The organism is Chimaeribacter arupi (assembly GCF_002858805.1).
Classification (GTDB): Bacteria; Pseudomonadota; Gammaproteobacteria; order Enterobacterales; family Enterobacteriaceae; genus Chimaeribacter; species Chimaeribacter arupi.
Map to the genome: position 1 here is coordinate 1 of NZ_PJZI01000018.1, position 23,858 is coordinate 23,858.

The 23,858-nt window shown below is 53.9% G+C and carries 20 protein-coding genes, 2 tRNA genes and 1 other RNA gene; 13 read left to right on the forward strand and 10 right to left on the reverse strand.

Annotated elements, in window-relative coordinates; all coding sequences use genetic code 11:
- The 5 genes from CYR52_RS22655 to CYR52_RS11840 all read right to left on the reverse strand — a co-directional run bounded on the left by CYR52_RS22655 (position 1) and on the right by CYR52_RS11840 (position 1,969).
- Positions 1-67 (reverse strand) — tRNA-Tyr (locus CYR52_RS22655).
- Between the two features lie 112 nt (positions 68-179).
- Positions 180-305, reverse strand: a non-coding RNA gene (locus CYR52_RS11825) — RtT sRNA.
- Between the two features lie 47 nt (positions 306-352).
- Positions 353-437, reverse strand: a tRNA-Tyr gene (locus CYR52_RS11830).
- A gap of 155 nt (positions 438-592) precedes the next feature.
- Positions 593-1,441, reverse strand: a complete 849-nt coding sequence (gene purU / locus CYR52_RS11835; RefSeq protein WP_072930824.1) for a formyltetrahydrofolate deformylase — start codon at positions 1,439-1,441, stop codon at positions 593-595.
- Positions 1,442-1,504: 63 nt separating this feature from the next.
- Complete coding sequence (locus CYR52_RS11840; protein WP_072930822.1) at positions 1,505-1,969, reverse strand: YchJ family protein; 465 nt, start codon at positions 1,967-1,969, stop codon at positions 1,505-1,507.
- Between the two features lie 369 nt (positions 1,970-2,338).
- Here CYR52_RS11840 and rssB point away from each other — a divergent pair, with 369 nt between their 5' ends.
- The 4 genes from rssB (at position 2,339) to CYR52_RS11860 (ending at position 6,899) form a co-directional block, all read left to right on the forward strand.
- On the forward strand, positions 2,339-3,352 hold the full coding sequence (gene rssB / locus CYR52_RS11845; RefSeq protein ID WP_072930811.1) for a two-component system response regulator RssB: 1,014 nt from the start codon (positions 2,339-2,341) through the stop codon (positions 3,350-3,352).
- A gap of 213 nt (positions 3,353-3,565) precedes the next feature.
- Positions 3,566-4,501: a UTP--glucose-1-phosphate uridylyltransferase GalU gene (gene galU, locus CYR52_RS11850; protein ID WP_072930809.1), complete on the forward strand. Its 936-nt coding sequence runs from the start codon at positions 3,566-3,568 to the stop codon at positions 4,499-4,501.
- Positions 4,502-4,541: 40 nt separating this feature from the next.
- Positions 4,542-5,885 carry a UDP-glucose dehydrogenase family protein gene (locus CYR52_RS11855; protein ID WP_072930807.1) on the forward strand — a complete coding sequence of 448 codons (1,344 nt, stop codon included), beginning with the start codon at positions 4,542-4,544 and terminating at the stop codon, positions 5,883-5,885.
- 9 nt (positions 5,886-5,894) lie between these two features.
- A complete protein-coding gene (locus CYR52_RS11860; RefSeq protein WP_072930805.1) occupies positions 5,895-6,899 on the forward strand; it encodes an NAD-dependent epimerase in 1,005 nt (334 codons plus the stop codon).
- Between the two features lie 160 nt (positions 6,900-7,059).
- Here the strand turns inward: CYR52_RS11860 and hns are convergent, their stop codons facing one another.
- Complete coding sequence (hns, locus tag CYR52_RS11865; RefSeq protein ID WP_072930803.1) at positions 7,060-7,467, reverse strand: histone-like nucleoid-structuring protein H-NS; 408 nt, start codon at positions 7,465-7,467, stop codon at positions 7,060-7,062.
- A 487-nt stretch (positions 7,468-7,954) separates the two neighbouring features.
- Here hns and CYR52_RS11870 point away from each other — a divergent pair, with 487 nt between their 5' ends.
- Positions 7,955-8,551, forward strand: a complete 597-nt coding sequence (locus CYR52_RS11870) for a thymidine kinase (RefSeq protein WP_072930801.1) — start codon at positions 7,955-7,957, stop codon at positions 8,549-8,551.
- 135 nt (positions 8,552-8,686) lie between these two features.
- Here the strand turns inward: CYR52_RS11870 and adhE are convergent, their stop codons facing one another.
- A complete protein-coding gene (gene adhE / locus CYR52_RS11875; RefSeq protein WP_101828653.1) occupies positions 8,687-11,377 on the reverse strand; it encodes a bifunctional acetaldehyde-CoA/alcohol dehydrogenase in 2,691 nt (896 codons plus the stop codon).
- 522 nt (positions 11,378-11,899) lie between these two features.
- Between adhE and CYR52_RS11880 the strand changes: the two genes are divergently transcribed.
- From CYR52_RS11880 to oppF, 7 genes are all read left to right on the forward strand, one after another.
- Positions 11,900-12,544, forward strand: coding sequence for a YchE family NAAT transporter (locus CYR52_RS11880; protein ID WP_072930797.1), 645 nt, complete (start codon positions 11,900-11,902; stop codon positions 12,542-12,544).
- Positions 12,545-13,300: 756 nt separating this feature from the next.
- Positions 13,301-14,902, forward strand: a complete 1,602-nt coding sequence (locus CYR52_RS11885; protein WP_101828672.1) for an ABC transporter substrate-binding protein — start codon at positions 13,301-13,303, stop codon at positions 14,900-14,902.
- Positions 14,903-15,072: 170 nt separating this feature from the next.
- Entirely contained in the window at positions 15,073-16,710 is a 1,638-nt protein-coding gene (oppA, locus tag CYR52_RS11890) for an oligopeptide ABC transporter substrate-binding protein OppA (protein ID WP_072930795.1), read from the forward strand.
- A gap of 110 nt (positions 16,711-16,820) precedes the next feature.
- On the forward strand, positions 16,821-17,741 hold the full coding sequence (oppB, locus tag CYR52_RS11895) for an oligopeptide ABC transporter permease OppB (protein WP_072930793.1): 921 nt from the start codon (positions 16,821-16,823) through the stop codon (positions 17,739-17,741).
- A 15-nt stretch (positions 17,742-17,756) separates the two neighbouring features.
- A complete protein-coding gene (gene oppC / locus CYR52_RS11900) occupies positions 17,757-18,665 on the forward strand; it encodes an oligopeptide ABC transporter permease OppC (protein WP_072930779.1) in 909 nt (302 codons plus the stop codon).
- 11 nt (positions 18,666-18,676) lie between these two features.
- Positions 18,677-19,672 carry an ABC transporter ATP-binding protein gene (gene oppD, locus CYR52_RS11905; RefSeq protein ID WP_101828654.1) on the forward strand — a complete coding sequence of 332 codons (996 nt, stop codon included), beginning with the start codon at positions 18,677-18,679 and terminating at the stop codon, positions 19,670-19,672.
- Complete coding sequence (gene oppF, locus CYR52_RS11910; RefSeq protein ID WP_072930774.1) at positions 19,669-20,670, forward strand: murein tripeptide/oligopeptide ABC transporter ATP binding protein OppF; 1,002 nt, start codon at positions 19,669-19,671, stop codon at positions 20,668-20,670. Before oppD ends, oppF begins: the two co-directional genes overlap by 4 nt.
- A 446-nt stretch (positions 20,671-21,116) precedes the next feature.
- Here the strand turns inward: oppF and CYR52_RS11915 are convergent, their stop codons facing one another.
- Positions 21,117-21,440 (reverse strand): HI1450 family dsDNA-mimic protein, encoded by a 324-nt coding sequence (locus CYR52_RS11915; protein WP_072930772.1) that lies wholly within the window; start codon positions 21,438-21,440, stop codon positions 21,117-21,119.
- Between the two features lie 132 nt (positions 21,441-21,572).
- Positions 21,573-23,033: a cardiolipin synthase gene (gene cls / locus CYR52_RS11920; RefSeq protein ID WP_072930770.1), complete on the reverse strand. Its 1,461-nt coding sequence runs from the start codon at positions 23,031-23,033 to the stop codon at positions 21,573-21,575.
- 255 nt (positions 23,034-23,288) lie between these two features.
- Here cls and CYR52_RS22415 point away from each other — a divergent pair, with 255 nt between their 5' ends.
- Positions 23,289-23,462 (forward strand): YciY family protein, encoded by a 174-nt coding sequence (locus CYR52_RS22415; protein ID WP_139300324.1) that lies wholly within the window; start codon positions 23,289-23,291, stop codon positions 23,460-23,462.
- Positions 23,463-23,530: 68 nt separating this feature from the next.
- On the opposite strand, the gene CYR52_RS11925 is transcribed toward CYR52_RS22415, so the two are convergent.
- Entirely contained in the window at positions 23,531-23,827 is a 297-nt protein-coding gene (locus tag CYR52_RS11925) for a YciI family protein (RefSeq protein WP_101828655.1), read from the reverse strand.
- Between the last annotated feature and the right edge of the window lie 31 nt (positions 23,828-23,858).

Consider the following 23,858-nt stretch of genomic DNA (forward strand, 5'->3'; position numbering starts at 1 on the left):
GGAAGGATTCGAACCTTCGAAGTCTGTGACGGCAGATTTACAGTCTGCTCCCTTTGGCCGCTCGGGAACCCCACCACGAAATTCGTGGATTTGCGAATTGTAGAAGGATGTCTCCTTCGCTCAAAACGGCCTGGCTAACCGGCTGCTCTGAGGGTTGATATCACGCTGATATCGAAAAATGGTGGTGGGGGAAGGATTATTCGTCACTTCGTTCCTCACCCTCCGGGCCGTTGCTGCGCAACGTTGCTCGCGTTCGCTCGCCGAACCTTGTCGAAGGTTCTCGTCCTTCCCCGCATGGGCAACTCTTTTTTTACTGGGATGTTTATCAGGAAGTGCGTGCTGTCTGAAAGGATGGTGGTGGGGGAAGGATTCGAACCTTCGAAGTCTGTGACGGCAGATTTACAGTCTGCTCCCTTTGGCCGCTCGGGAACCCCACCACTGGCCTTGCGTGCTTGCGCTGTCGCGGTAAGCGGGGCGCATCATATCAAATGAATCCACGCTGTAAAGTGTTGAAATGCAGAAAAGGATCCGTTTGCCGATTTTTTGCCCCGGACGGTGCATTCTTCACCTTTTGCACCGCCCGGCAGCCGGATTACAAGATAATGGTACGGTTACCGTAGACAAACACGCGCTGGGCCAGCACCCGGTACAGGGCCCGGCTCAGCACATTCTTCTCTACGTCCCGGCCGGCACGCATCATGTCATCCGCCGTGTAAGTATGATCCACGTGAATCACATCCTGCATGATGATCGGGCCTTCATCCAGATTGTCATTCACATAGTGCGCAGTCGCCCCGATAATCTTCACGCCACGCTCATACGCCTGATGGTAAGGGCGCGCACCGATAAAGGCCGGCAGGAAGGAATGGTGGATATTGATCACCTGATTCGGGTAGTGCTGCACAAACTGCGGGGTCAGCACACGCATATATTTCGCCAGCACCACGTAATCAGGCTGGTACTGGTCAATCTGCGCAATCATCTGGCTGTCATGCTGCTCGCGTGTCAGCCCTTCGTGGCTCACCAGGTGGAACGGAATATCAAAACGCTCCACCAGCGTCTGCAACGTGGTGTGGTTACCAATGACCGCCGCAATTTCCACATCCAGGCCGCCATAAGCACTCTTCATCAGCAGATCGCCCAGGCAGTGGGCCTCTTTGGTGACCAGCACCACAATCCGGCGGCGGCCGGCGGCATGCAGCTCACGCACAGAGCCTTCAGGCAGGGCGCTGTCCAGATCGGCCAGCAAGGTATTGTCGTTGAAGATGCCTTCCAACTCGGTGCGCATAAAAAACCGCCCGGTACGGTGATCAACATACTCATTGTTTTGCACGATATTGAGCTCATGCTTGTAACAAATATTGGTGATCTTGGCGATCAGGCCCTTGGCATCAGGGCAGATGGTGCGCAGAATTTTTCGTTGTACGTGCTGATGTTGCATCGGGGGTAATCCTGTAGGCGTTGCGATGGTGTGAGTATGTCTCTGTTTTCGGAATGTTCGGAATTATTGTCCGCAACATTTCTTATATTTTTTACCGGAACCACAAGGGCAGGCATCATTACGGCCGCTTTGCAGGTGGGTGCCGTCCCTATAGTACCAGCGTTCATTTACACGAAGAAAGCGTGAGCGTTCATGCAGCAGATGCACGTGCGGGTTGTCGCCTTCACTGAAGCGGGCGGCAAACTCGACGAACCCTTCATCCGGCCCGCGGCCTGCAGCCTCCTCAATGATGCGCAGCCCCAGCCACCGGGTCTGGGCGGCACTCTCGGCCAGGCTTTCGCGCCACTGTTCAGCCCGGCAATCCGGGTGCCAGCTGGCCAGCAGGTAAGCGACATCATTCATGACATACGCAGTATAGCGCGAGCGCATCAGGGCCACCGGCGTGGGGGCAATATCAGTGCCCTTATGGTAAGGCTGGCAACAGAGGCTGTAGGTTACGCCACTGCCGCAAGGACAGGTCTGGGACACAATGACTCCTGATTTAACAATAAGTTTGGCGCACCGGCGCACTTGAATCACATAGGCGGACTATGTTACCTAACAATATCGCCGGCTGACAATGCAACCGGCAGGTTCTGTTTTTTGCACTGAGGACAGCCTGACAGGCTGTCCTCAGTGCAAGCGTTTACCTGCACGTCAACATTGGGTACGATCGTATTATCCGGCTGTTTACTGTGTCAGGCCACAGAGTGGGTTAGGTGATAAAAAACTTTGTTTCGTAAAAAAAGTGAGTCAGCAGGCGGGTTTCTCACCAGTTTGGTGCACTAACCCCACTTTCAGACATGCGAAAAACCGCTTTTTAGGCCACTATTAAAGAGGAGTGAGCAAGGGGGCCAGATGGATAAACCGTTAACAAGCAAGCATATCCTGATCGTGGAGGACGAGGCCGTCTTTCGCTCGGTGCTTGTCGGCTACCTGAAAACGCTGGGGGCAACCACCAGCGAAGCGGAGAATGGCCTGGAAGCGTTATCAGCTGTAGAGGAGGTGTCGCCTGATTTGATCCTGTGTGATCTGGCGATGCCCGAGATGGACGGTATTGAGTTTGTCGAGAACCTCCGCCTGCAGGGGAATAAAATTCCGGTGCTGGTGATTTCCGCAACCGACAACATGAGCGATGTGGCAAAAGTATTGCGGCTGGGCGTCGAAGACGTGCTGTTGAAACCGCTTAACGATCTTACCCGGCTGCGCGAAGCGCTGCTGGCCTGCCTCTATCCCAACCTGTTTACCTCACAGGCGATGGAGGGGAATGACCTGATTCAGGATTGGTCGGCGCTCTGCCAGGACCCGGCGCAGGCGGCCAAGCTGCTGAAACAGCTTCAGCCACCGGTACAGCAGGTGCTGGCGCACTGCCGCATCAACTACCGGCAACTGACGATGGCAGAACACCCGGGGCTGGTGTTGGATGTTGCCGCGTTATCGCCAAACGATCTGGCATTTTATTGCCTGGATGTGACACGCGCCGGGGAAAACGGTGTATTAGCCGCGCTGCTGCTGCGGGCAATATTCAATGGATTATTACGTGACCATTTAACCAATCAACGCCAGCGTTTGCCGCAGATGTCCACTATTTTAAAGCAGGTTAACCAGTTATTAAAACAGGCACATCTGGAGGGGCAATTCCCTCTGTTGCTGGGTTATTACCATGCTGAGTATAAGAATTTAATATTGGTCTCGGCGGGGTTACATGCCACAGTCAACACCGGTGAAAATCAGATTCAACTCAGTAATGGGGTGCCGTTAGGCACGCTGGGGGCGACCTATTCAAACCAGATTTCACAACGTTGCGCCGCCTGGCAGTGTCAGGTATGGGGTGCCGGGGGACGGCTGCGTTTAATGCTTTCCTCAGATTAATCTGTAAAAAAGGGAGCGTTGCTTCCTTTTTATATTCATTATTTAACCGGGTTCAATATATTGCAGATAAGGGCTATTAGGTAATTATCTTAATTTTTCTCAAACCCTCATATGAAATAAGCGCGACGGAATGAAGGTGGTATACTCGAAAACGCTAATTTAGGGTAAACCCGCTAATGTTCATTAAATGAACGGGCAAGAGAGAGATAGTCAATGTCTGCATCAAATAGAAAAGTAAAAAAGGCTGTGATTCCTGTTGCAGGGCTTGGGACGCGTATGCTGCCTGCAACGAAAGCCATTCCTAAAGAGATGTTGCCGCTGGTGGATAAGCCGCTGATTCAGTATGTGGTCAACGAATGCATCGCCGCAGGCATCCAGGAAATCATCCTGGTGACCCACTCCTCTAAAAACTCCATCGAGAACCACTTCGATACCAGTTTCGAACTGGAAGCCATGCTGGAAAAACGCGTCAAGCGCCAGTTGCTTGAAGAAGTGCAGGCGATCTGCCCGAAACATGTCACCATCATGCAGGTGCGTCAGGGTGAGGCCAAGGGCCTCGGCCATGCCATCCTCTGCGCCAAACCGCTGGTGGGCAACGAGCCGGTTGCCGTGGTACTGCCGGATGTGATCCTCGATGAATACTCCGCCGATCTGACCAAAGAAAACCTTGCAGAGATGATGGCGCGTTTTGAGCAGAGCGGCCGCAGCCAGATCCTGGTTGAGCCGGTGCCGGAAAGCGACGTCTCCAACTATGGCGTGGCAGATTGCGAAGGCCGTGAGCTGTCCGCGGGTGAAAGCGCGCCGATGGTCGGCATGGTGGAAAAACCTGCCGCCGGGACTGCGCCGTCCAATCTGGCCGTGGTAGGGCGTTATGTCCTCTCCGCTGACATCTGGCCGTTACTGGAAAAAACGGAGCCGGGTGCCGGTGACGAGATCCAGCTGACGGACGCCATCGCCATGCTGATGGATAACGAAACTGTTGAGGCCTATCACCTCCAGGGCGTGAGCCATGATTGCGGCAACAAGATGGGCTATATGCAGGCTTTTGTTGAATATGGCATGCGTCACCAGGGGTTGGGTAAAGCATTCAGTGACTGGGTAGCCGATTTCGTCAAGCAACAGGACGAACGCACTGCCGGGCACGCGTAACACCCTTTTTCTTTTCAATTTTAAAAACTAGGATTTTCCAATGAAAGTAACAGTTTTTGGTATTGGTTATGTCGGTTTGGTGCAAGCTGCCGTCCTAGCTGAAGTTGGCCATGATGTACTCTGTGTAGATGTGGATGAGCGTAAGGTCGAGAACCTGAAAAAAGGCATCATCCCGATTTATGAACCGGGCCTGACCCCGCTGGTCCAGCAAAACTATGAAGCCGGCCGCCTGCAGTTCACCACGAACGCAGAGCAGGGCGTGGCGCATGGTGTGATGCAGTTCATCGCGGTAGGCACCCCGCCGGATGAAGACGGCTCTGCCGACCTGAAATACGTGACGGCCGTGGCGCGTACCATCGCGCAGCACATGACCGATCGCAAAGTCGTGATCGACAAATCTACCGTACCGGTCGGTACTGCTGACAAAGTGCGCGCCGTGATGGCAGAGACGCTGAAACAGCGTGGCGCAGAGATCGCCTATGATGTGGTTTCCAACCCGGAATTCCTGAAAGAAGGCGCCGCAGTGGCTGACTGTATGCGTCCGGAACGTATTGTTATCGGTACGGACAACCCGGAAGCCATTGAGCCGATCCGTGAGCTCTATGAGCCGTTCAACCGCAATCACGACCGTATGATCCTGATGGATGTGCGCAGTGCTGAGCTGACCAAATATGCGGCCAACTGTATGCTGGCCACCAAGATCAGCTTCATGAACGAAATCGCTAACCTGGCTGAAATCCTGGGTGCGGATATCGAAAAAGTGCGTCAGGGCATCGGTTCTGATTCCCGTATCGGTTACCACTTCATCTATCCGGGCTGCGGCTACGGCGGTTCCTGCTTCCCGAAAGATGTGCAGGCCCTGATCCGTACCTCCGAACAGATCGGTTACCAGCCGAAGCTGCTGCAAGCTGTTGAGCACGTGAACTATCAGCAGAAATATAAGCTGACCCAGTTCATCAAACGTGAGTTCGGTGACAACCTGAAAGGCAAAACCTTCGCGCTGTGGGGCCTCTCCTTCAAGCCAAACACCGACGATATGCGTGAAGCCTCCAGCCGTGTGCTGATGGAAACCCTGTGGGAAGCCGGTGCGCAGGTACAGGCATTTGACCCGGAAGCGATGGACGAAACCCAGCGCATTTATGGTCACCGTGACTCCCTGAAACTGATGGGCACCAAAGAAGCTGCTTTGCAAGGCGCTGATGCACTGGTAATTTGTACCGAATGGCAGAACTTCCGCGCGCCGGACTTTGATGTCATCAAGGCGTCGCTGAAGCAGCCGGTCATTTTTGATGGCCGTAACCTTTTCGATCCGGAGCGTCTGGCGAAGCGTGGTTTCACCTATTATGGAATCGGCCGCGGCGCATCGGTGCAAGTGCATGATTAAGAGGTAGGTATGAATTTTCTGGTAACAGGTGCGGCCGGTTTTATCGGTTATCATGTCACGGAACGACTGCTGGCCGCCGGCCATCAGGTGGTCGGGATTGATAACCTGAATGACTATTATGATGTCAATCTTAAGCGGGCACGCCTGGCCAGGCTGGAGCAGCCGGGTTTCACCTTTATCAAAATGGACCTGGCTGACCGCGAGGGCATGGCTGAGCTGTTTGCCGCACATCAGTTCCAGCGCGTCATCCATTTGGGTGCGCAGGCCGGGGTTCGCTATTCGCTGGAGAATCCGCTGGCGTATGCTGATGCTAACCTGATTGGGCATCTGAATGTGCTGGAAGGGTGCAGGCATAACAAGGTGGAACACCTGCTTTATGCCTCCTCCAGTTCAGTCTATGGCCTGAACCAGAAAATGCCTTTCTCTACCGAAGATTCGGTTGATCACCCGGTGTCGTTGTATGCGGCGACCAAGAAAGCGAATGAGCTGATGTCACATACTTATTCGCACCTCTATAGTCTGCCGACCACCGGGTTGCGCTTCTTTACCGTGTACGGCCCCTGGGGCCGGCCGGATATGGCACTGTTTAAGTTTACTAAGGCCATGCTGGCCGGAGAGGCGATTGACGTCTATAACCGTGGCGAGATGCGCCGTGATTTCACCTACATCGATGATATCGCCGAAGCCATTGTCCGGTTACAAGAGGTCATTCCGCAGCCGGACACCCGCTGGACGGTGGAGCAGGGCTCTGCCGCCACCAGTTCGGCGCCTTACCGGGTGTACAATATCGGTAACAGCCAACCGGTGAAACTGATGGCTTACATTGAAGCGCTGGAAACTGCGTTGGGCATTGAAGCAAAGAAAAACCTGCTGCCTATGCAGCCGGGTGACGTGCTTGAAACCAGCGCTGATACCACCGCGCTCTATGAGGCGATTGGTTTTAAGCCAGAGACCAGCGTGACAGACGGTATTCAACGCTTTGTTGATTGGTATCGTGACTTTTACCAGCAATAAAACGTGAACAGTTTAAAAAGGGATGCGTTGGCATCCCTTTTTTATGGGTAAGGGTTCATTGTTTTATTTTTGTAGGTAGAATGTAAAATAAATGTATATAAAAATACTCCCCGGCGGGAGTATTGTTTTAAGCAGGTGACGTGCAATAGCAATAGAGCAATTACAGCAGGAAATCGTCCAGCGATTTACCTTCTTCATCAATTGCTTTTTTGATCACAGCCGGAGTACGCCCCTGGCCTGTCCAGGTACGGGTTTCACCGTTTTCATCCTGATATTGGTATTTAGCCGGGCGTGCAGCACGCTTGGCTTTACCTGCCGGCTTAGCCGCCGCCAGGGTTTGCATTAACTCGTTTGGATCAATACCGTCAGCAATTAACATCTCACGGTACTGTTGCAGTTTGCGGGTACGTTCTTCTGTTTCCGCAGCAACATGTTGTTCTTCTTCCCGGCGTTCATTAACAACAACATCCAATTTTTCCAGCATCTCTTCAAGCGTTTCAAGAGAGCACTCTCTTGCCTGCGCCCGCAAAGTGCGGATGTTGTTCAGAATTTTCAAAGCTTCGCTCATTGTCCTACTCTCTAATTATCATATGGGGTATTCGCCGTAATAATAGAGTGCGGGTTTAAATTCTGCAACAGCCAATATGCCGCGCTTCAGGCAGTTATAGTATAAGGCGATTATTTTTCCCGTTAAAAATAGCCTATAAACCAAAGGGAGATAAAAAAGAGAACAGGTAAATAGCGTGCCTACATGTATTTGAATTTACTGTCGCCTCGCGTCTTTTTTGATTATGAAAAACAGTTTTATTATTCCTGTTTCCATAAACCAGCCACTATTTACGCTATTTTGTAAGAAAATCGTAAGATGTCTGGAGGAGAAGTCGCCAACATGCTGCCTTCTTATTCATTTTGTCACACCGGCATAAATTAGCGGGCTAACCGGCGTCGCAACACAGCAGGCGGTGCAGGGCGGGGGAACAGGCAGAGGATCTGCCCCCGGTGCTATGTTACACTCCACGCAAATTTAATTTGGTGTGATAGGGAACGCGAGAGCAATGGCTCAACTCTATTTTTATTATTCTGCGATGAATGCCGGAAAATCTACGGCCTTGCTGCAATCATCCTATAACTATCAGGAACGCGGTATGCGTACCCTGGTGTTCACCGCTGAAATTGACCGACGCTTTGGGGTCGGCAAGGTCAGTTCCCGTATTGGACTCTCCTCTCAGGCGCAGCTCTATAATGCGGAAACCGATCTGCAGGCCATGATTACCCAGGAACACGTTCAGCAACCGGTACATTGTGTTTTATTAGATGAAAGCCAGTTCCTGACAAAAAGCCAGGTGAGCCAGCTCTGCGACGTGGTCGATCACCTGGATATTCCGGTTTTATGTTATGGGCTCAGAACAGATTTTCTCGGGGAGTTGTTCATCGGCAGTCAATATCTGCTGGCCTGGGCAGATAAACTGGTAGAACTAAAGACAATTTGTCATTGTGGCCGTAAAGCCAACCGCGTGCTGCGCCTGGACCAGAACGGCCGCCCGATGCATGCAGGCGAACAAGTGGTCATTGGCGGCAATGAGCGTTATGTTTCAGTGTGCCGCAAACACTATCGGGATGCGTTGTCCGGTACCGGTGAAGATACCCCGTAAATAGTCTGCTGTGCATCGACGCATAAAAAAACCCGCCTGACGGCGGGTTTTTTGTGGCCAGTGTGAAATTATCTTCCCGCAGGGGGAGGGTTCTCACACTGTGCCTCTTTTAAGGAGAGGCACAGCAGGCAGGCCTTATTTTTTCGCTTTTTTATCCGCTTTTACTGACTCAGTCACGGCAACCGGTTCAACGGCTTCAACCGCTGTAGCCTTCTCTTCCTCAGTAAATTTGCGGCCGTAGTAAGTGTCCAGCAGGATCTGTTTCAGCTCAGCAATCAGCGGGTAACGTGGGTTAGCCCCAGTACACTGGTCGTCAAAGGCATCTTCAGACAGCTTGTCCACTTTTGCCAGGAAATCAGCTTCCTGTACGCCGGCTTCGCGGATAGAGGTCGGAATACCCAGGTCGGTTTTGATCTCATCCAGCCAGTTAAGCAGTTTCTCGATTTTTTGTGCAGTGCGATCGCCGGGTGCACTCAGGCCAAGGTGGTCAGCGATTTCAGCATAACGACGACGCGCCTGCGGACGGTCATACTGGCTGAAGGCTGTTTGCTTGGTCGGGTTATCATTCGCGTTATAGCGGATGACGTTGGAGATCAGCATCGCATTCGCCAGACCGTGAGGAATGTGGAACTCTGAACCCAGTTTGTGGGCGATAGAGTGGCAGACCCCCAGGAAGGCGTTCGCAAAGGCGATCCCTGCGATAGTCGCCGCGTTATGTACACGTTCGCGGGCAACCGGGTTTTTCGCCCCGTCACGGTAGCTTTGCGGCAGGTTCTCTTTCAGCAGTTTCAGGGCTTGCAGCGCCTGGCCGTCAGAATACTCATTCGCCAGCACAGACACATAGGCTTCCAGCGCATGGGTCACTGCATCCAAACCGCCAAAGGCACACAGCGACTTCGGCATGTTCATCACCAGGTTGGCGTCAACAATCGCCATATCCGGGGTCAGGGCATAGTCTGCCAGCGGGTATTTCTGGCCGGTTGCGTCATCGGTCACCACGGCAAACGGCGTAACTTCAGAGCCGGTACCTGAGGTGGTGGTAATGGCCACCATTTTTGCTTTGACGCCCATTTTCGGGAATTTGTAGATGCGTTTACGGATATCCATAAAGCGCAGCGCCAGTTCTTCGAAATGGGTTTCCGGATGCTCGTACATGACCCACATAATTTTGGCTGCATCCATCGGCGAACCACCACCCAGCGCGATAATGACGTCTGGTTTAAAGGAGTTCATCAGCTCCGCCCCTTTACGCACAATGCTCAGGGTTGGATCAGCCTCTACTTCAAAGAACACCTCGGTTTCGATACCGTGCGATTTCAGTACGCTGGTGACCTGGTCGGCATAACCATTGTTGAACAGGAAACGGTCAGTGACGATAAAGGCACGTTTAGCGCCATCAGTTGCCACCTCTTCCAGTGCAATCGGCAGTGAGCCACGACGGAAGTAGATGGATTTCGGAAGTTTATGCCACAACATATTTTCTGCTCGTTTCGCAACGGTTTTCTTGTTGATCAGGTGTTTAGGCCCTACGTTCTCAGAAATTGAGTTACCGCCCCAGGAGCCGCAGCCCAGAGTCAGAGAAGGAGCCAGTTTGAAGTTGTACAGGTCACCGATCCCACCCTGTGACGCCGGGGTGTTAATCAGGATACGGGCCGTCTTCATCTTGTCGCCGAAGTAATTTACGCGTTCCGGCTGGTTGTCCTGGTCTGTGTAGAGGCAGGAGGTGTGGCCGATACCACCCATCGCCACCAGTTTTTCTGCCTTGCTGACCGCATCATGGAAGTCAGTGGCACGGTACATCGCCAGGGTGGGGGAGAGTTTTTCATGAGCGAAAGGCTCAGACTCATCCACCAGCGTTACTTCACCAATCAGCACTTTGGTGGAAGCCGGCACACGGATACCGGCCATTTCAGCGATTTTATGCGCCGGCTGGCCAACAATTGCTGCGTTCAGGCCACCATTTTTCAGGATAATATCCTGAACGGCTTTCAGCTCCTGGCCGCGCAGCAGATAGCCGCCGTGGCTGGCAAAACGTTCGCGGACAGCGTCATACACAGCGTCTACAACGATGACGGACTGTTCAGACGCACAGATAACGCCGTTATCGAAGGTTTTGGACATCAGGATAGACGCGACAACACGTTTGATATCTGCCGTTTCATCCACGACTACCGGGGTGTTACCGGCCCCTACACCGATAGCCGGTTTACCGGAGCTATAGGCGGCTTTCACCATACCCGGGCCACCGGTCGCCAGAATCAGGTTCAGGTCCGGGTGATGCATCAGTTGATTGGAAAGCTCAACGGACGGCTCATCAATCCAGCCGATAATGTCTTTTGGCGCCCCAGCGGCAATGGCGGCCTGCAGGACAATGTCTGCGGCCTTGTTGGTGGCGTTTTTAGCACGTGGGTGCGGGGAAAAGATGATGCCGTTACGGGTTTTCAGGCTAATCAGCGCCTTGAAAATCGCAGTAGAAGTTGGGTTGGTGGTAGGAACGATACCGCAAATCAGGCCAATAGGTTCAGCGATGGTGATAGTCCCGAAGGTGTCATCTTCTGACAAAACCCCACAGGTTTTTTCATCTTTATAGGCGTTGTAAATATATTCAGAAGCAAAGTGGTTTTTGATGACTTTATCTTCCACAATACCCATGCCGGATTCTGCAACAGCCATTTTGGCTAAGGGAATACGGGCATCGGCGGCAGCCAGGGCAGCGGCACGGAAGATCTTGTCGACTTGCTCCTGAGTAAAGTTGGCATACTCGCGCTGGGCTTCTTTGACACGGGCCACAAGTGCGTTAAGTTCAGCAACATTCGTTACAGCCATAATGCTCTCCTGATAAGGTTAAACTCTTTTAGTAAATGAGCTGTCAGCACCGCATCAAGTATAGTCCTGGGGGACATATTCGCTTGGGGCGTTACCCGATTCCCTGGGGATGTACAATTATCGCTTATTTACTGAAAGAGCTTGTCAGCATGCTGCAGTGCGGCGTAATGAGGAAAATGGCCGCTAATGATGAAGTTGGACAGGATCTCGTGATTTCTTAATATGTGCTCATGGTACTCTTCCCTGCACAGGTTTTCTTGATCTGGATCAAGAAAACCCCAAGCTGACACCTTTCAGCAACAGATAAAATGAGAAAAACTCTCATAGATAAGAAATGTTTTTTATTTCTTGTAAAAAATAAAAGATTACAGAAAAAGCTTCGCCAGAGGGGAGTGTTTTATCTTATAACTACTTCTAATATCGCTATTAAATCCTGCTTATGAGGATGGATTATATCGGGTAATTCCATTACATTAGCGGCCTTCAAAATGTCACCTTTATGGCCTGTTGACGGAGTTCTGCGTGAGCCAGACACTACTGGATTTGTCAGGATACATTAAATTTTTTGTCGGCCTTTTTGCGCTGGTTAACCCGATCGGCATCCTGCCGGTATTTATCAGTATGACCAGCTACCAGGCGGCAGCCGGCAGAAATAAAACCAACCTGACGGCGAATTTGTCAGTGGCCATTATTCTGTGTACCTCGCTGTTCCTGGGGGATGCGATTCTGCATCTTTTCGGCATTTCCATTGATTCCTTCAGGATTGCCGGCGGCATACTGGTCGTGACCATTGCGATGTCAATGATCAGCGGGAAGCTGGGCGAAGACAAGCAAAACAAGCAGGAAAAATCGGAGTCAGCGATCCGCGAAAGTGTTGGGGTGGTGCCGCTGGCGTTGCCGTTAATGGCAGGGCCGGGCGCAATCAGCTCCACTATTGTCTGGAGCTCCCGTTACCATAGCTGGCAGAACCTGCTCGGGCTGACACTAGCTATCGCCTTCTTCTCTTTCTGCTGTTGGCTGTTGTTCCGGGCGGCTCCCCTAGTGGTGCGGCTGCTGGGGCAGACCGGCATCAACGTGGTGACACGGATTATGGGATTATTATTGATGGCACTAGGTATCGAATTTATTGTTACCGGTATCAAAACAATTTTCCCCGGACTGCTGTAACATTATTTCCGCACACGCCTTTTCTTTTCGCTTGTCCCTGTTAGTTCGTGAACACGCTTTACGGGCTGACAGGCAGCCTCCCTTATTCTTTCCTGCCTTTTATCAGTGCACTATTTGCTGAGTAAAACAGCGGTTGCACCATCATGGCGCATTAAAACGGCATGAATGATCCAACGGTGTTCATGGCCTCCTTTCTGATACTTTTCCTGTGTTTAAAGCTGTCATAAAAATGTCATTTTTCTCACTGATGTTAATTTAGTCACATCATTCTGCAGGGCTTGTGAAGCACGTGGTGAGATGATATTAGTGTTAATTCGGACTTGCACAGCGGTTTATTCTTCAGGCGTCAGTGTTGTTAACGCTTTGTTTTTGGTTTTTTGATTATCACAGAAGCCTGGGTCAGGAAGATTTCCTGGTCATAGTGTAAGTTATTGTATTTAGTTGATTTATTTAGATTTGGCGGTTTGTTTCCAGTCCTTTCCGGTCTGGGTGCCTTTTGTTAAAAGAGAAATGCTTAACATTTCTGTAAATTAGATTGGCACAACATTTTCGCTTCTGATAATTTTTCGAACCCACCTTGTGTGCAGACCTTTTCGGACAACAGCAGTCTCTTTTGGGCAATGGCAGTTTCATTCAGCCAATTCAAACAGGCAGGCCTGAAATTTGCTAGTTAACACGTCTTATGTGATCTAATTAAAACAGAGGGAGGAGAGTGTGGCAGTGATCTCATTATTGTTTAACCCTGCCCGTGCAGCCATGTTTGCCGCGTTGGCCGGTACTTTACCTGTTCCCATGTTGTTTGCTGCCGACGTCCCGGCATCTGTGGCGCTGGCTAAACAGCAGAGCATCGTGATTAATAATGGCTCAGAAGTCTCTTCCCTGGATCCGCAAAAAATAGAGGGTGTGCCTGAATCGAATATTATTCTCAACCTCCTTGAAGGCCTGGTTGAGACGGACGCCAACGGCCACATTGTGCCGGGTGTGGCAGAGCGCTGGGAAAACAGCGGTTACCGGGTCTGGACATTCCATCTGCGTCAAAACAGCCGCTGGAGTGACGGTACGCCGGTCACGGCTGAAGACTTCGTCTATAGCTGGCAGCGCCTGGTCGACCCAAAAACAGCCTCACCTTACGGCAGTTACCTGCAATTCGGCAAAGTCGACAATATCGACGACATTCTGGCCGGTAAAAAAGCGCCGGATACATTGGGCGTCAAGGCACTGGATGCAACAACGCTGCAGGTGACGTTAAGTGCGCCGGTGCCTTATTTCGTCTCACTGCTGGCGAATACATCCCTTAAGCCGGTCAAGCGGTCAGTGATTGAAAAGTATGGCGAACGCTGGACCCAGCCGGAGAATTACGTCGGCAATGGGGCCTTCCGCCTGAAAAAGTGGGTGGTGAATGAGCGCATTGAACTTGAGCGCAGCCCCACCTACTGGAACAACGGTAAGACGGTGATTGAACACGCGACCTTCCTGCCGATCTCCTCGGAAGTGAGCGACGTTAACCGTTACCGCAGCGGCGATACCGACATCACCAGCAGTGCGATTCCCCCCACCTTATTCCCGATGGTGAAAAAAGAGCTGACGACCCAGCTGCATGTCAGCCCGCTGCTGTGCACCTTTTACTATGAGCTGAATAACCGCCGCCCACCATTGAATGATGCGCGTGTGCGTACCGCGCTGAAAATGGGGCTGGACCGCCAGATCATCACGGAAAAAATCATGGGGCAGGGGCAGATCCCGGCCTATGGCCTGACGCCGCCTTACACCGCAGGTGCCGGGTTTACCGCGCCTGCCTGGGCCGGCTGGAGCCAGCAGCAGCGCAATGCCGAAGGGCGCAAATTACTGGCGGAGGCCGGGTTCACTGCCCAGAACCCGCTGAAAGTCGCGCTGCTTTACAACACGTCTGATCAAAACAAACAACAGGCGATTGCTGCCGCCTCAATGTGGACGAAAAACCTGGGCGCGCAGGTCACCCTGCAGAACCAGGAGTGGAAAACCATGCTGGAAACGCGCCGCCAGGGTAACTATGACATTGCCCGCGCGACCTGGTGCGCCGATTACAACGAGCCGTCAAGTTTCCTCAGCATGGCGATCTCGACCAGCAGCAATAACACCATGTTCTATAAAAGTGCGGCGTTTGACCGCCTGATGGCGCAGTCACTGACCGCACCGGATGACGCAGCCCGCCATGCCCTGTACCAGCAGGCAGAGAATCAGCTGGACAGCGATTCCGCGGTGGTGCCGGTCTATTACCGCGTCAGCGCCCGGCTGGTGAAACCCACGGTGGGCGGTTTTACCGGCAAAGACCCGCAGGACCTGACGGATTTGAAGAATTACTACCGGATCCAGCCCTGAACCGGGCTTCCTGTCATAAGAATCAGGGGTAGTGCCCTTACTCAGGGCGGTACAAAGTGAGCCACTGCGGTGCGGCCTCCGTTCCGGCCCATCCGCAGTCACACTCCGTTCGCGGAGCAATCCTGCCGTTTGGCGGCGGGTTCATAATAAAAAGTGGAGTTAAAAAGAGAATGACCAACATCACGAAAAAAACAGGGCTGGCCGTCGCGGTCATGGCAGCGATGGGCATCAGCAGCGCGTTTGCGGCTGAGGTGCCGGCAGGCGTCCAGCTGGCAGCGAAACAGGAGCTGGTACGTAACAACGGGTCGGAAGTGCAATCCCTTGACCCGCATAAAGTGGAAGGGGTGCCGGAATCCAACGTCATCCGTGATTTGCAGGAAGGGCTGGTCAACACCTCAGTCAAAGACGGCAGCGTCACGCCGGGTGTGGCAGAAAGCTGGGATAACAAAGACTTCAAAGTCTGGACGTTCCACCTGCGTAAAGACGCCAAATGGTCGAACGGCGAGCCGGTGACGGCAGAAGATTTCGTGTTCAGCTGGCAGCGCCTGGCCGATCCGAAAACCGCTTCACCGTATGAGAGCTACCTGCAATATGGTCACATTGCCAATATTGATGACATCATCACCGGCAAAAAAAGCCCGGATACGCTGGGCGTGAAAGCCATTGATGACCACACCCTGGAAGTCACCCTGACCCAGCCGGTGCCGTATTTCGTTAAAATGCTTTCCCATACCTCGATGAAACCGGTCAATAAAAAGGCCGTGGAGAAGTTTGGCGACAAATGGACGCAGCCGGAAAACTACGTCAGCAACGGCGCTTACAAGCTGAAAACCTGGACGGTCAACGAGCGCATCGTGCTGGAGCGCAACCCGCAATACTGGGATAACGCCCATACGGTGATCAATCAGGTCACCTACCTGCCGATCTCCTCGGAAGTCACCGACGTTAACCGCTACCGCAGCGGTGAAATCGACATGACCTACAACAACATGCCGATTGAGCTGTTCCAGAAACTGAAGAAAGAGATCCCGAACGAGGTGCATGTTGACCCGTATCTCTGCACCTACTATTACGAAATCAATAACCAGAAAGCCCCGTTCAATGACGTGCGTGTCCGTACCGCGCTGAAACTGGGCCTGGATCGTGACATCATCGTCAATAAAGTGAAAAACCAGGGCGATCTGCCGGCCTACGGCTTTACCCCGCCGTACACTGACGGCACGGAAGGCAAGCTGACCAAGCCGGAGTGGTTCACCTGGACGCAGGAAAAACGCAACGAAGAAGCCAAAAAACTGCTGGCAGAAGCGGGCTACGGCCCAGGCAAACCGCTGAGCTTTGACCTGCTGTACAACACCTCTGACCTGCACAAAAAGCTGGCGATTGCCGCCTCGTCCATCTGGAAGAAAAACCTGGGCGTCAACGTGAAGCTGGAGAACCAGGAATGGAAAACCTTCCTGGATACCCGTCATCAGGGGACGTTTGATGTGGCACGTGCCGGCTGGTGTTCTGATTACAACGAGCCGACCTCGTTCCTGAACATGTTACTCTCCGACAGCAGCAACAATACTGCCCATTATAAAAGTGAAGTATTTGATAAGCTGATCGCAGATACCATGACGGTGAAAACGGACAGCGAGCGCGCCGACCTTTACCAGAAAGCGGAAGCACAACTGGATAAAGACTCCGTGCTCGTCCCGGTCTACTACTATGTTAACGCACGTCTGGTGAAACCTTACGTCGGTGGCTATACCGGTAAAGACCCGCAGGACAACGTCTACGTTAAAGACCTCTACATTATTAAACACTGAGTGACACACTGAGTGCGACGGGCAGGCCCTGAGCCTGCCCGCTTATCATAATGAAGAGAGTGAGCTGTCGTTATAAAGCCGTTTTTGCGGCTTAAGAACAGGTATGGGCAATGTTAAAGTTTATTTTCCGTCGCTGTCTGGAAGCCATTCCGACACTTTTTATTCTGATCACCATCTCGTTCTTTATGATGCGTCTTGCGCCGGGCAGCCCGTTTACCGGTGAGCGTAATCTTCCGCCCGAGGTGATGGCTAATATTGAGGCGAAATATCACCTCAATGATCCGATGTACAAACAGTATTTCAATTACCTGGAGCAACTGGCCAAAGGCGACTTCGGCCCGTCCTTTAAATACAAAGACTACACGGTGAATGACCTGGTGGCGGCGTCCTTCCCGGTATCCGCCAAACTGGGGCTGGCCGCCTTTGTGCTGGCGGTGGTGCTGGGGGTCACGGCCGGTGTCATTGCCGCGCTGAACCAGAACACCAAATGGGATTATACCGTGATGGGGTTCGCGATGACCGGCGTGGTTATCCCGAGCTTTGTGGTGGCGCCGTTGCTGGTGCTTATCTTCGCCATCACGCTGAAATGGCTGCCGGGCGGGGGCTGGAACGGCGGGGCACCCAGATTCATCATCCTGCCGATGGTGGCGTTATCCCTGGCGTATATCGCCAGTATCGCGCGCATCACCCGCGGGTCAATGATTGAGGTGCTGCACTCCAACTTCATCCGCACCGCCCGTGCCAAAGGGCTGCCGATGCGCCGCATCATCCTGCGCCACGCGCTGAAGCCGGCGCTGTTGCCGGTGATGTCCTACATGGGCCCGGCCTTTGTCGGCATCATCACCGGGTCAATGGTGATTGAAACCATTTACGGCCTGCCGGGTATCGGCCAGTTGTTTGTGAACGGCGCCCTGAACCGTGACTACTCCCTGGTGCTGAGCCTGACCATCCTGGTGGGCGGGCTGACGATTCTGTTCAACGCGATTGTTGACGTGCTGTATGCCGTTATCGATCCGAAAATCCGTTATTAACGCTGGAGCACGCTCATGATTGTCAGTAAGAAAAACAGCGACGCTCTGGAAAGTTTCAGTGAAAAGCTGGAAGTGGAAGGGCGCAGCCTGTGGCAGGACGCCCGCCGTCGTTTTATGCATAACCGTGCCGCGGTCACCAGCCTTATCGTGCTCTGCCTGATTGCGCTGTTCGTGGCGCTGGCCCCGCTGTTCGCGGCCTTTACCTATGATGACACCGACTGGAACATGATGTCCGCTGCGCCGGATATGGCCTCCGGCCACTATTTCGGCACGGACTCCTCCGGGCGTGACCTGCTGGTGCGGGTGGCGATTGGCGGCCGCATCTCCCTGATGGTTGGGGTGGCAGCCGCGCTGGTGGCCGTGATCGTCGGGACGCTGTACGGCTCACTTTCCGGTTACCTCGGCGGCAAAACCGACTCCGTGATGATGCGCCTGCTGGAGATCCTGAACTCCTTCCCGTTTATGTTCTTCGTCATCCTGCTGGTGACCTTTTTTGGTCAGAACATCCTGCTGATCTTTGTGGCGATTGGCATGGTGTCATGGCTGGATATGGCACGTATTGTGCGCGGCCAGACCCTGAGCCTGAGACGCAAAGAGTTCATCGAAGCGGCGCTGGTGGGTGGGGTCTCTACCCGCAATATCGTGCTGCGCCATATTGTCCCGAACGTGCTGGGCGTGGTGGTGGTGTATGCCTCCTTGCTGGTGCCGAGCATGATCCTGTTTGAGTCCTTCCTGAGCTTCCTGGGGCTGGGCACGCAGGAGCCGCTGAGCAGTTGGGGGGCACTGTTAAGCGACGGTGCCAACTCCATGGAAGTTTCACCCTGGTTGCTGCTGTTCCCGGCAGGTTTCCTGGTTGTCACTCTGTTTTGTTTTAACTTTATCGGCGATGGCCTGCGTGATGCCCTCGACCCGAAAGATCGTTAAGGAGTGCAATCATGAGCACCATTACTGTCAATAATCCGGCGGCAAGCCTGCTGGATGTCAAAGACCTGCGCGTGACCTTCAGCACACCGGACGGTGACGTCACGGCGGTTAACGATCTTAACTTCGACCTGCGGGCCGGTGAAACGCTGGGCATTGTCGGGGAATCCGGCTCCGGCAAATCCCAGACGGCGTTTGCCCTGATGGGCCTGCTGGCCGGTAACGGCCGGATCGGCGGTTCGGCAAAACTGAACGGGCGGGAGATCCTGAACCTGCCGGAAGCACAGCTCAACAAACTGCGCGCCGAAGAGATCGCCATGATCTTCCAGGATCCAATGACCTCACTGAACCCCTACATGCGGGTCGGCGAACAGCTGATGGAAGTATTGCAGCTGCATAAAAAGATGAGCCGCCGCGAGGCGTTTGATGAGTCGGTACGGATGCTGGATGCGGTGAAAATGCCGGAAGCGCGCAAGCGTATGACCATGTACCCGCATGAGTTTTCCGGTGGGATGCGCCAGCGGGTGATGATCGCCATGGCGCTGCTCTGCCAGCCCAAACTGCTGATTGCCGATGAGCCGACCACCGCACTTGACGTAACAGTTCAGGCGCAGATCATGACGCTGCTGAACGAGCTGAAACGCGAATTCAACACCGCCATTATCATGATTACCCACGATCTGGGCGTTGTGGCCGGTATCTGTGACAAAGTGCTGGTGATGTATGCCGGGCGCACCATGGAGTACGGCAACGCGCGGGATGTGTTCTATCAACCGACGCACCCGTACTCTATTGGCCTGCTGAATGCGGTGCCGCGCCTGGATGCAGAAGGCGAAACCCTGATGACCATTCCCGGCAACCCGCCCAACCTGCTGCGTCTGCCGAAAGGCTGTCCTTTCCAGCCGCGTTGCCCCTATGCGATGGAGATCTGTTCTAACGCGCCGCCGTTGGAACGCTTTGGTGATGGGCGCCTGCGCGCCTGCTTCAAGCCGGTGGAGGAGTTGGTATGAACAGCATCGCTGAAAAGAAAGTGTTGCTTGAAGTGGCCGATCTGAAAGTGCATTTCGACATCAAAGACGGCAAACAGTGGTTCTGGCAACCGCCCAAAACCCTGAAAGCGGTAGACGGCGTGACCCTGCGGCTGTTCGAAGGGGAGACCCTGGGCGTGGTGGGGGAGTCCGGCTGTGGTAAATCGACGTTTGCCCGGGCCATTATTGGCCTGGTGAAAGCCACCAGCGGGCGGGTCGCCTGGCTGGGGAAAGATTTGCTCGGCATGAACGAGGCCCAATGGCGTGAAACCCGCAGCGATATTCAGATGATCTTCCAGGACCCGCTGGCCTCACTGAACCCGCGGATGACCATCGGTGAAATTATCGCCGAGCCGCTGCGGACTTATTACCCCAACATGCCGCGCGCCGAGGTCAAAGACAAAGTCAAAGCGATGATGATGAAGGTAGGGCTGCTGCCAAACCTGGTTAACCGCTATCCCCATGAGTTCTCAGGCGGCCAGTGCCAGCGCATCGGCATTGCACGCGCGCTGATCCTGGAGCCGAAACTGATCATTTGTGATGAGCCGGTTTCGGCACTGGATGTTTCTATCCAGGCGCAGGTGGTCAACCTGTTGCAGAAACTGCAACGGGAGATGGGGCTGTCGTTAATCTTTATCGCCCACGATCTGGCCGTGGTGAAACACATTTCTGACCGGGTGCTGGTAATGTACCTGGGGCATGCGGTGGAGCTGGGCACTTATGATGAGGTGTACCATAACCCACAGCATCCTTATACCCGCGCATTGATGTCGGCAGTGCCGATCCCTGACCCGGACAAAGAGAAACTGAAGGTTGTCCAATTGCTGGAAGGGGATTTGCCGTCACCGATTAACCCGCCTTCGGGGTGTGTCTTCCGTACCCGTTGCCCGATTGCCGGGCCGGAATGCGCGCAGACCCGGCCGCTGCTGGAAGGCAGTTTCCGCCACGCGGTTTCCTGCCTGAAAGTTGACCCGTTATAACATCTTGTGTTGCCGTGCAGCTCAGACACCGCGCCGGTTGCGCGGTGTTTTTTTTATGTCCTGCGTCTTCCGGCTTCACCCTCCGGCCCGTTTAGCCGTGAATACGCTTGTCAGGGGACGTCACGCCTCTTATAGTTACAACATACTGTATAGACCCCCGTCATACTCTCCGGCAACTGTGACAAACTCAGCATCGCAATGTCTTACAGGGTGGAACGGGCAGGCGCAGAGGGTGAGGGCATACGGGCCGTCAGGTCACAGCGGAAACGTCAGCACAGCGAGGGTTAAGGCAACAGCAAGGGTTGAGGCAACAGCAAGGGTTGAGGCAACAACGGCAAGGGGAAACAGAAATAAGCGCAGCCGCCAGGAGAAAGCTCAGGCAACCGCAAACAGCCAGGAACATCCGCAGGGGGCAGGCTGACGCCTGCCGCACGGAGCCAGGGCCGTTACTCTTTCCAGAGGATGTGGCAGAACTTGTGATCTTTTTCGCGGCAGATCAATACGCGGGCGAACACATCATTGATCGGCTCACCATCGGCATCGGCCAGGCCAATCACCACCTCGGCAAAAAAGTCCGGGTTCAGATCGAGATCAACATGTTCGTTCCAGTCTTCAGCCGGGTCGTACAGCTCTGCGCCACCGCGTTCTTCGAACTGAAGATTGAACAGCAGCACATCCGCAGGATCCAGGTTCTCGGTCGCCAGCTCCAGAAAAATATCGTAGGCCTGTTCCAGCGTTTCATCTTCCGTCAGGCGGTTATTCAGATCCATAGAGAATCCCATTAACAAAGTGGGGGAACGTGCAGCATAGCATGAGCCGCCGCACTCCTTTTTAAAACCTTTTTCTCTCTGCCGGCCATTATTCTGGCGGCACGCCGGCCTGCCTGGCCGGCGCCCCGTTTTTTACAGCAGCGGGCTGAAAAAGTAAAACAACCGCTCAACGATCCGGTGCCACAGTGGCCGGTTCAGCCATTTTTTGCCATTTAACAGGGTCGAGCGCGCGATGTAATCTTCCTGCACCCTGGCCAGATCGGCCCCAAAACCATCATCATCGATGACCAGCGTAATCTCAAAGTTAAGCCACAAACTGCGCATATCCAGGTTGACGGTGCCCACCAGGCTCAGCTGGCCATCCACCAGCACGCTCTTGGTGTGCAGCAGCCCGCCCTCAAACTGATAGATATTGACGCCCGCTTCCAGTAACTCATTGAAGAAGGCCCGGCTGGCCCAATCCACCAGCATGGAGTCATTCTTGCGCGGCACAATGATGCTGACTTCCACCCCGCGCTGGGCGGCGGTACAGATGGCATGCAGCAAATCGTCACTCGGCACGAAATAGGGCGTGGTCATGATCAGCTGTTCACGTGCGGAATAGGCTGCCGTCAGCAGCGCCTGATGGATCATCTCCTCAGGGAAACCGGGGCCGGAGGCGATCACCTGGATAGTGTGCCCGCTCTCCTGCTCAAACGGCATAATGGTCGATTCCGGCTCCGGCGGCAGAATACGCTTGCCGGTTTCGATCTCCCAGTCACAGGAGTAGACGATGCCCATCGTTGTGGCGACCGGCCCCTCCATGCGTGCCATCAGGTCAATCCACTGTCCGACGCCTGAATCCTGCTTGAAGTAGCGCGGGTCCACCATATTCATGCTGCCGGTGTAAGCCACATAGTTATCGATCAACACCACTTTACGGTGCTGGCGCAGGTCCATGCGGCGCAGGAACACACGGAACAGGTTCACTTTCAGCGCTTCCACTACTTCGATGCCGGCATTGCGCATCATGGCCGGGTAGGGGCTGCGGAAAAATTGCAGGCTGCCGGCCGAGTCGAGCATCAACCGGCAATGGATGCCGCGGCGGGCCGCCGCCATCAGCGATTCCGCTACCTGATCCACCAGTCCGCCCGGCTGCCAGATGTAAAACACCATCTCAATATTATGGCGCGCCAGTTCAATGTCGCGGATCAGCGATTTCAGGGTGTCATCACAGGTGGTCAGCAGCTGTAACTGGTTGCCTTTCACCCCCGGCACGCCCTGGCGGCGCTCGCACAGCTGAAACAGCGGCAGGGCCACTTCACTGTGCTCCGTGGCAAAAATATCCTTGGATTGTTTCAGTTCACTCAGCCAGCGGGCCGTGGCGGGCCACATCGCCTTGGCCCGTTCTGCGCGGCGTTTCCCCAGGTGCAGCTCCCCGAAGGAGAGATACGCCACAATCCCTACCAGCGGCAGGATGTAGATAATCAGCAGCCAGGCCATGGCCGACGGCACTGCCCGGCGTTTCATCAAAATCCGCAGGGTGATCCCGGCAATCAGTAACCAATAGCCAAATACCATCAGCCAACTGATCACTGTATAAAATGTTGTCATAAGGGCGAAAAATCCTGTTCGCAAGCCGTTTTATTGAGTTTACGCAGAGTTAACGAAAGGTGAAACCTTTTGTCCCACATAAAGCGGCGCAAAGTGATCAGACCTCCGGGCACGGTGGGCGTCACGCCGCGTATGCCGGGGGCTGCGGGAAAAGACTGAGAAAAAGCAGGGAATTAGCGCAGCATTTTTAGACTTGGATCACAAAATGAAATCCCTATAATGCCCCTGTCACCCCAGAACTGAGAAATTATTGTCATGAAACGCACCAGAAATGAAGTGGGACGCTGGCGGATGCTGCGTCAACAGCAACGCCGCCGCAGCCGTTGGCTGGAGGCGCAATCGCGTCGCTACCGGCACATCTACCGGATCCGTGCGGTAAACCACCATCAGCTGCTGCGTCGCATGGTGCTTAATGCGGTGAACTACTGAGAAAACAACAGTCCCTGACGGGACTGTTTTGCTTTCAGGGCCAGGCTGCGTGAAACAGGCCCGCCTGCTTAAAAGGTGCGGCGGAACGGCTTCACCACCACTGACTTATAAATCCCGGCGGCAAGATAAGGCTCGGCATCGGCCCAGGCCTGCGCGTCAGACAGCGAATCAAATTCCGCAATAATCGTGGAACCGCTGAACCCGGCCTCGCCCGGATCGTTGCTGTCGATGGCCGGATGCGGCCCGGCAACAATCAGGCGCCCGGCATCATGCAAGGCCTGTAAACGTGCCAGATGTTCCGGCCGGGCAACCTGGCGTTTGGCCAGCGTGTCAGGATGATCTTCGCAATAGAACAGATAGAGCATATTTCACCTTTCAAATCATTAAGCTGCACAG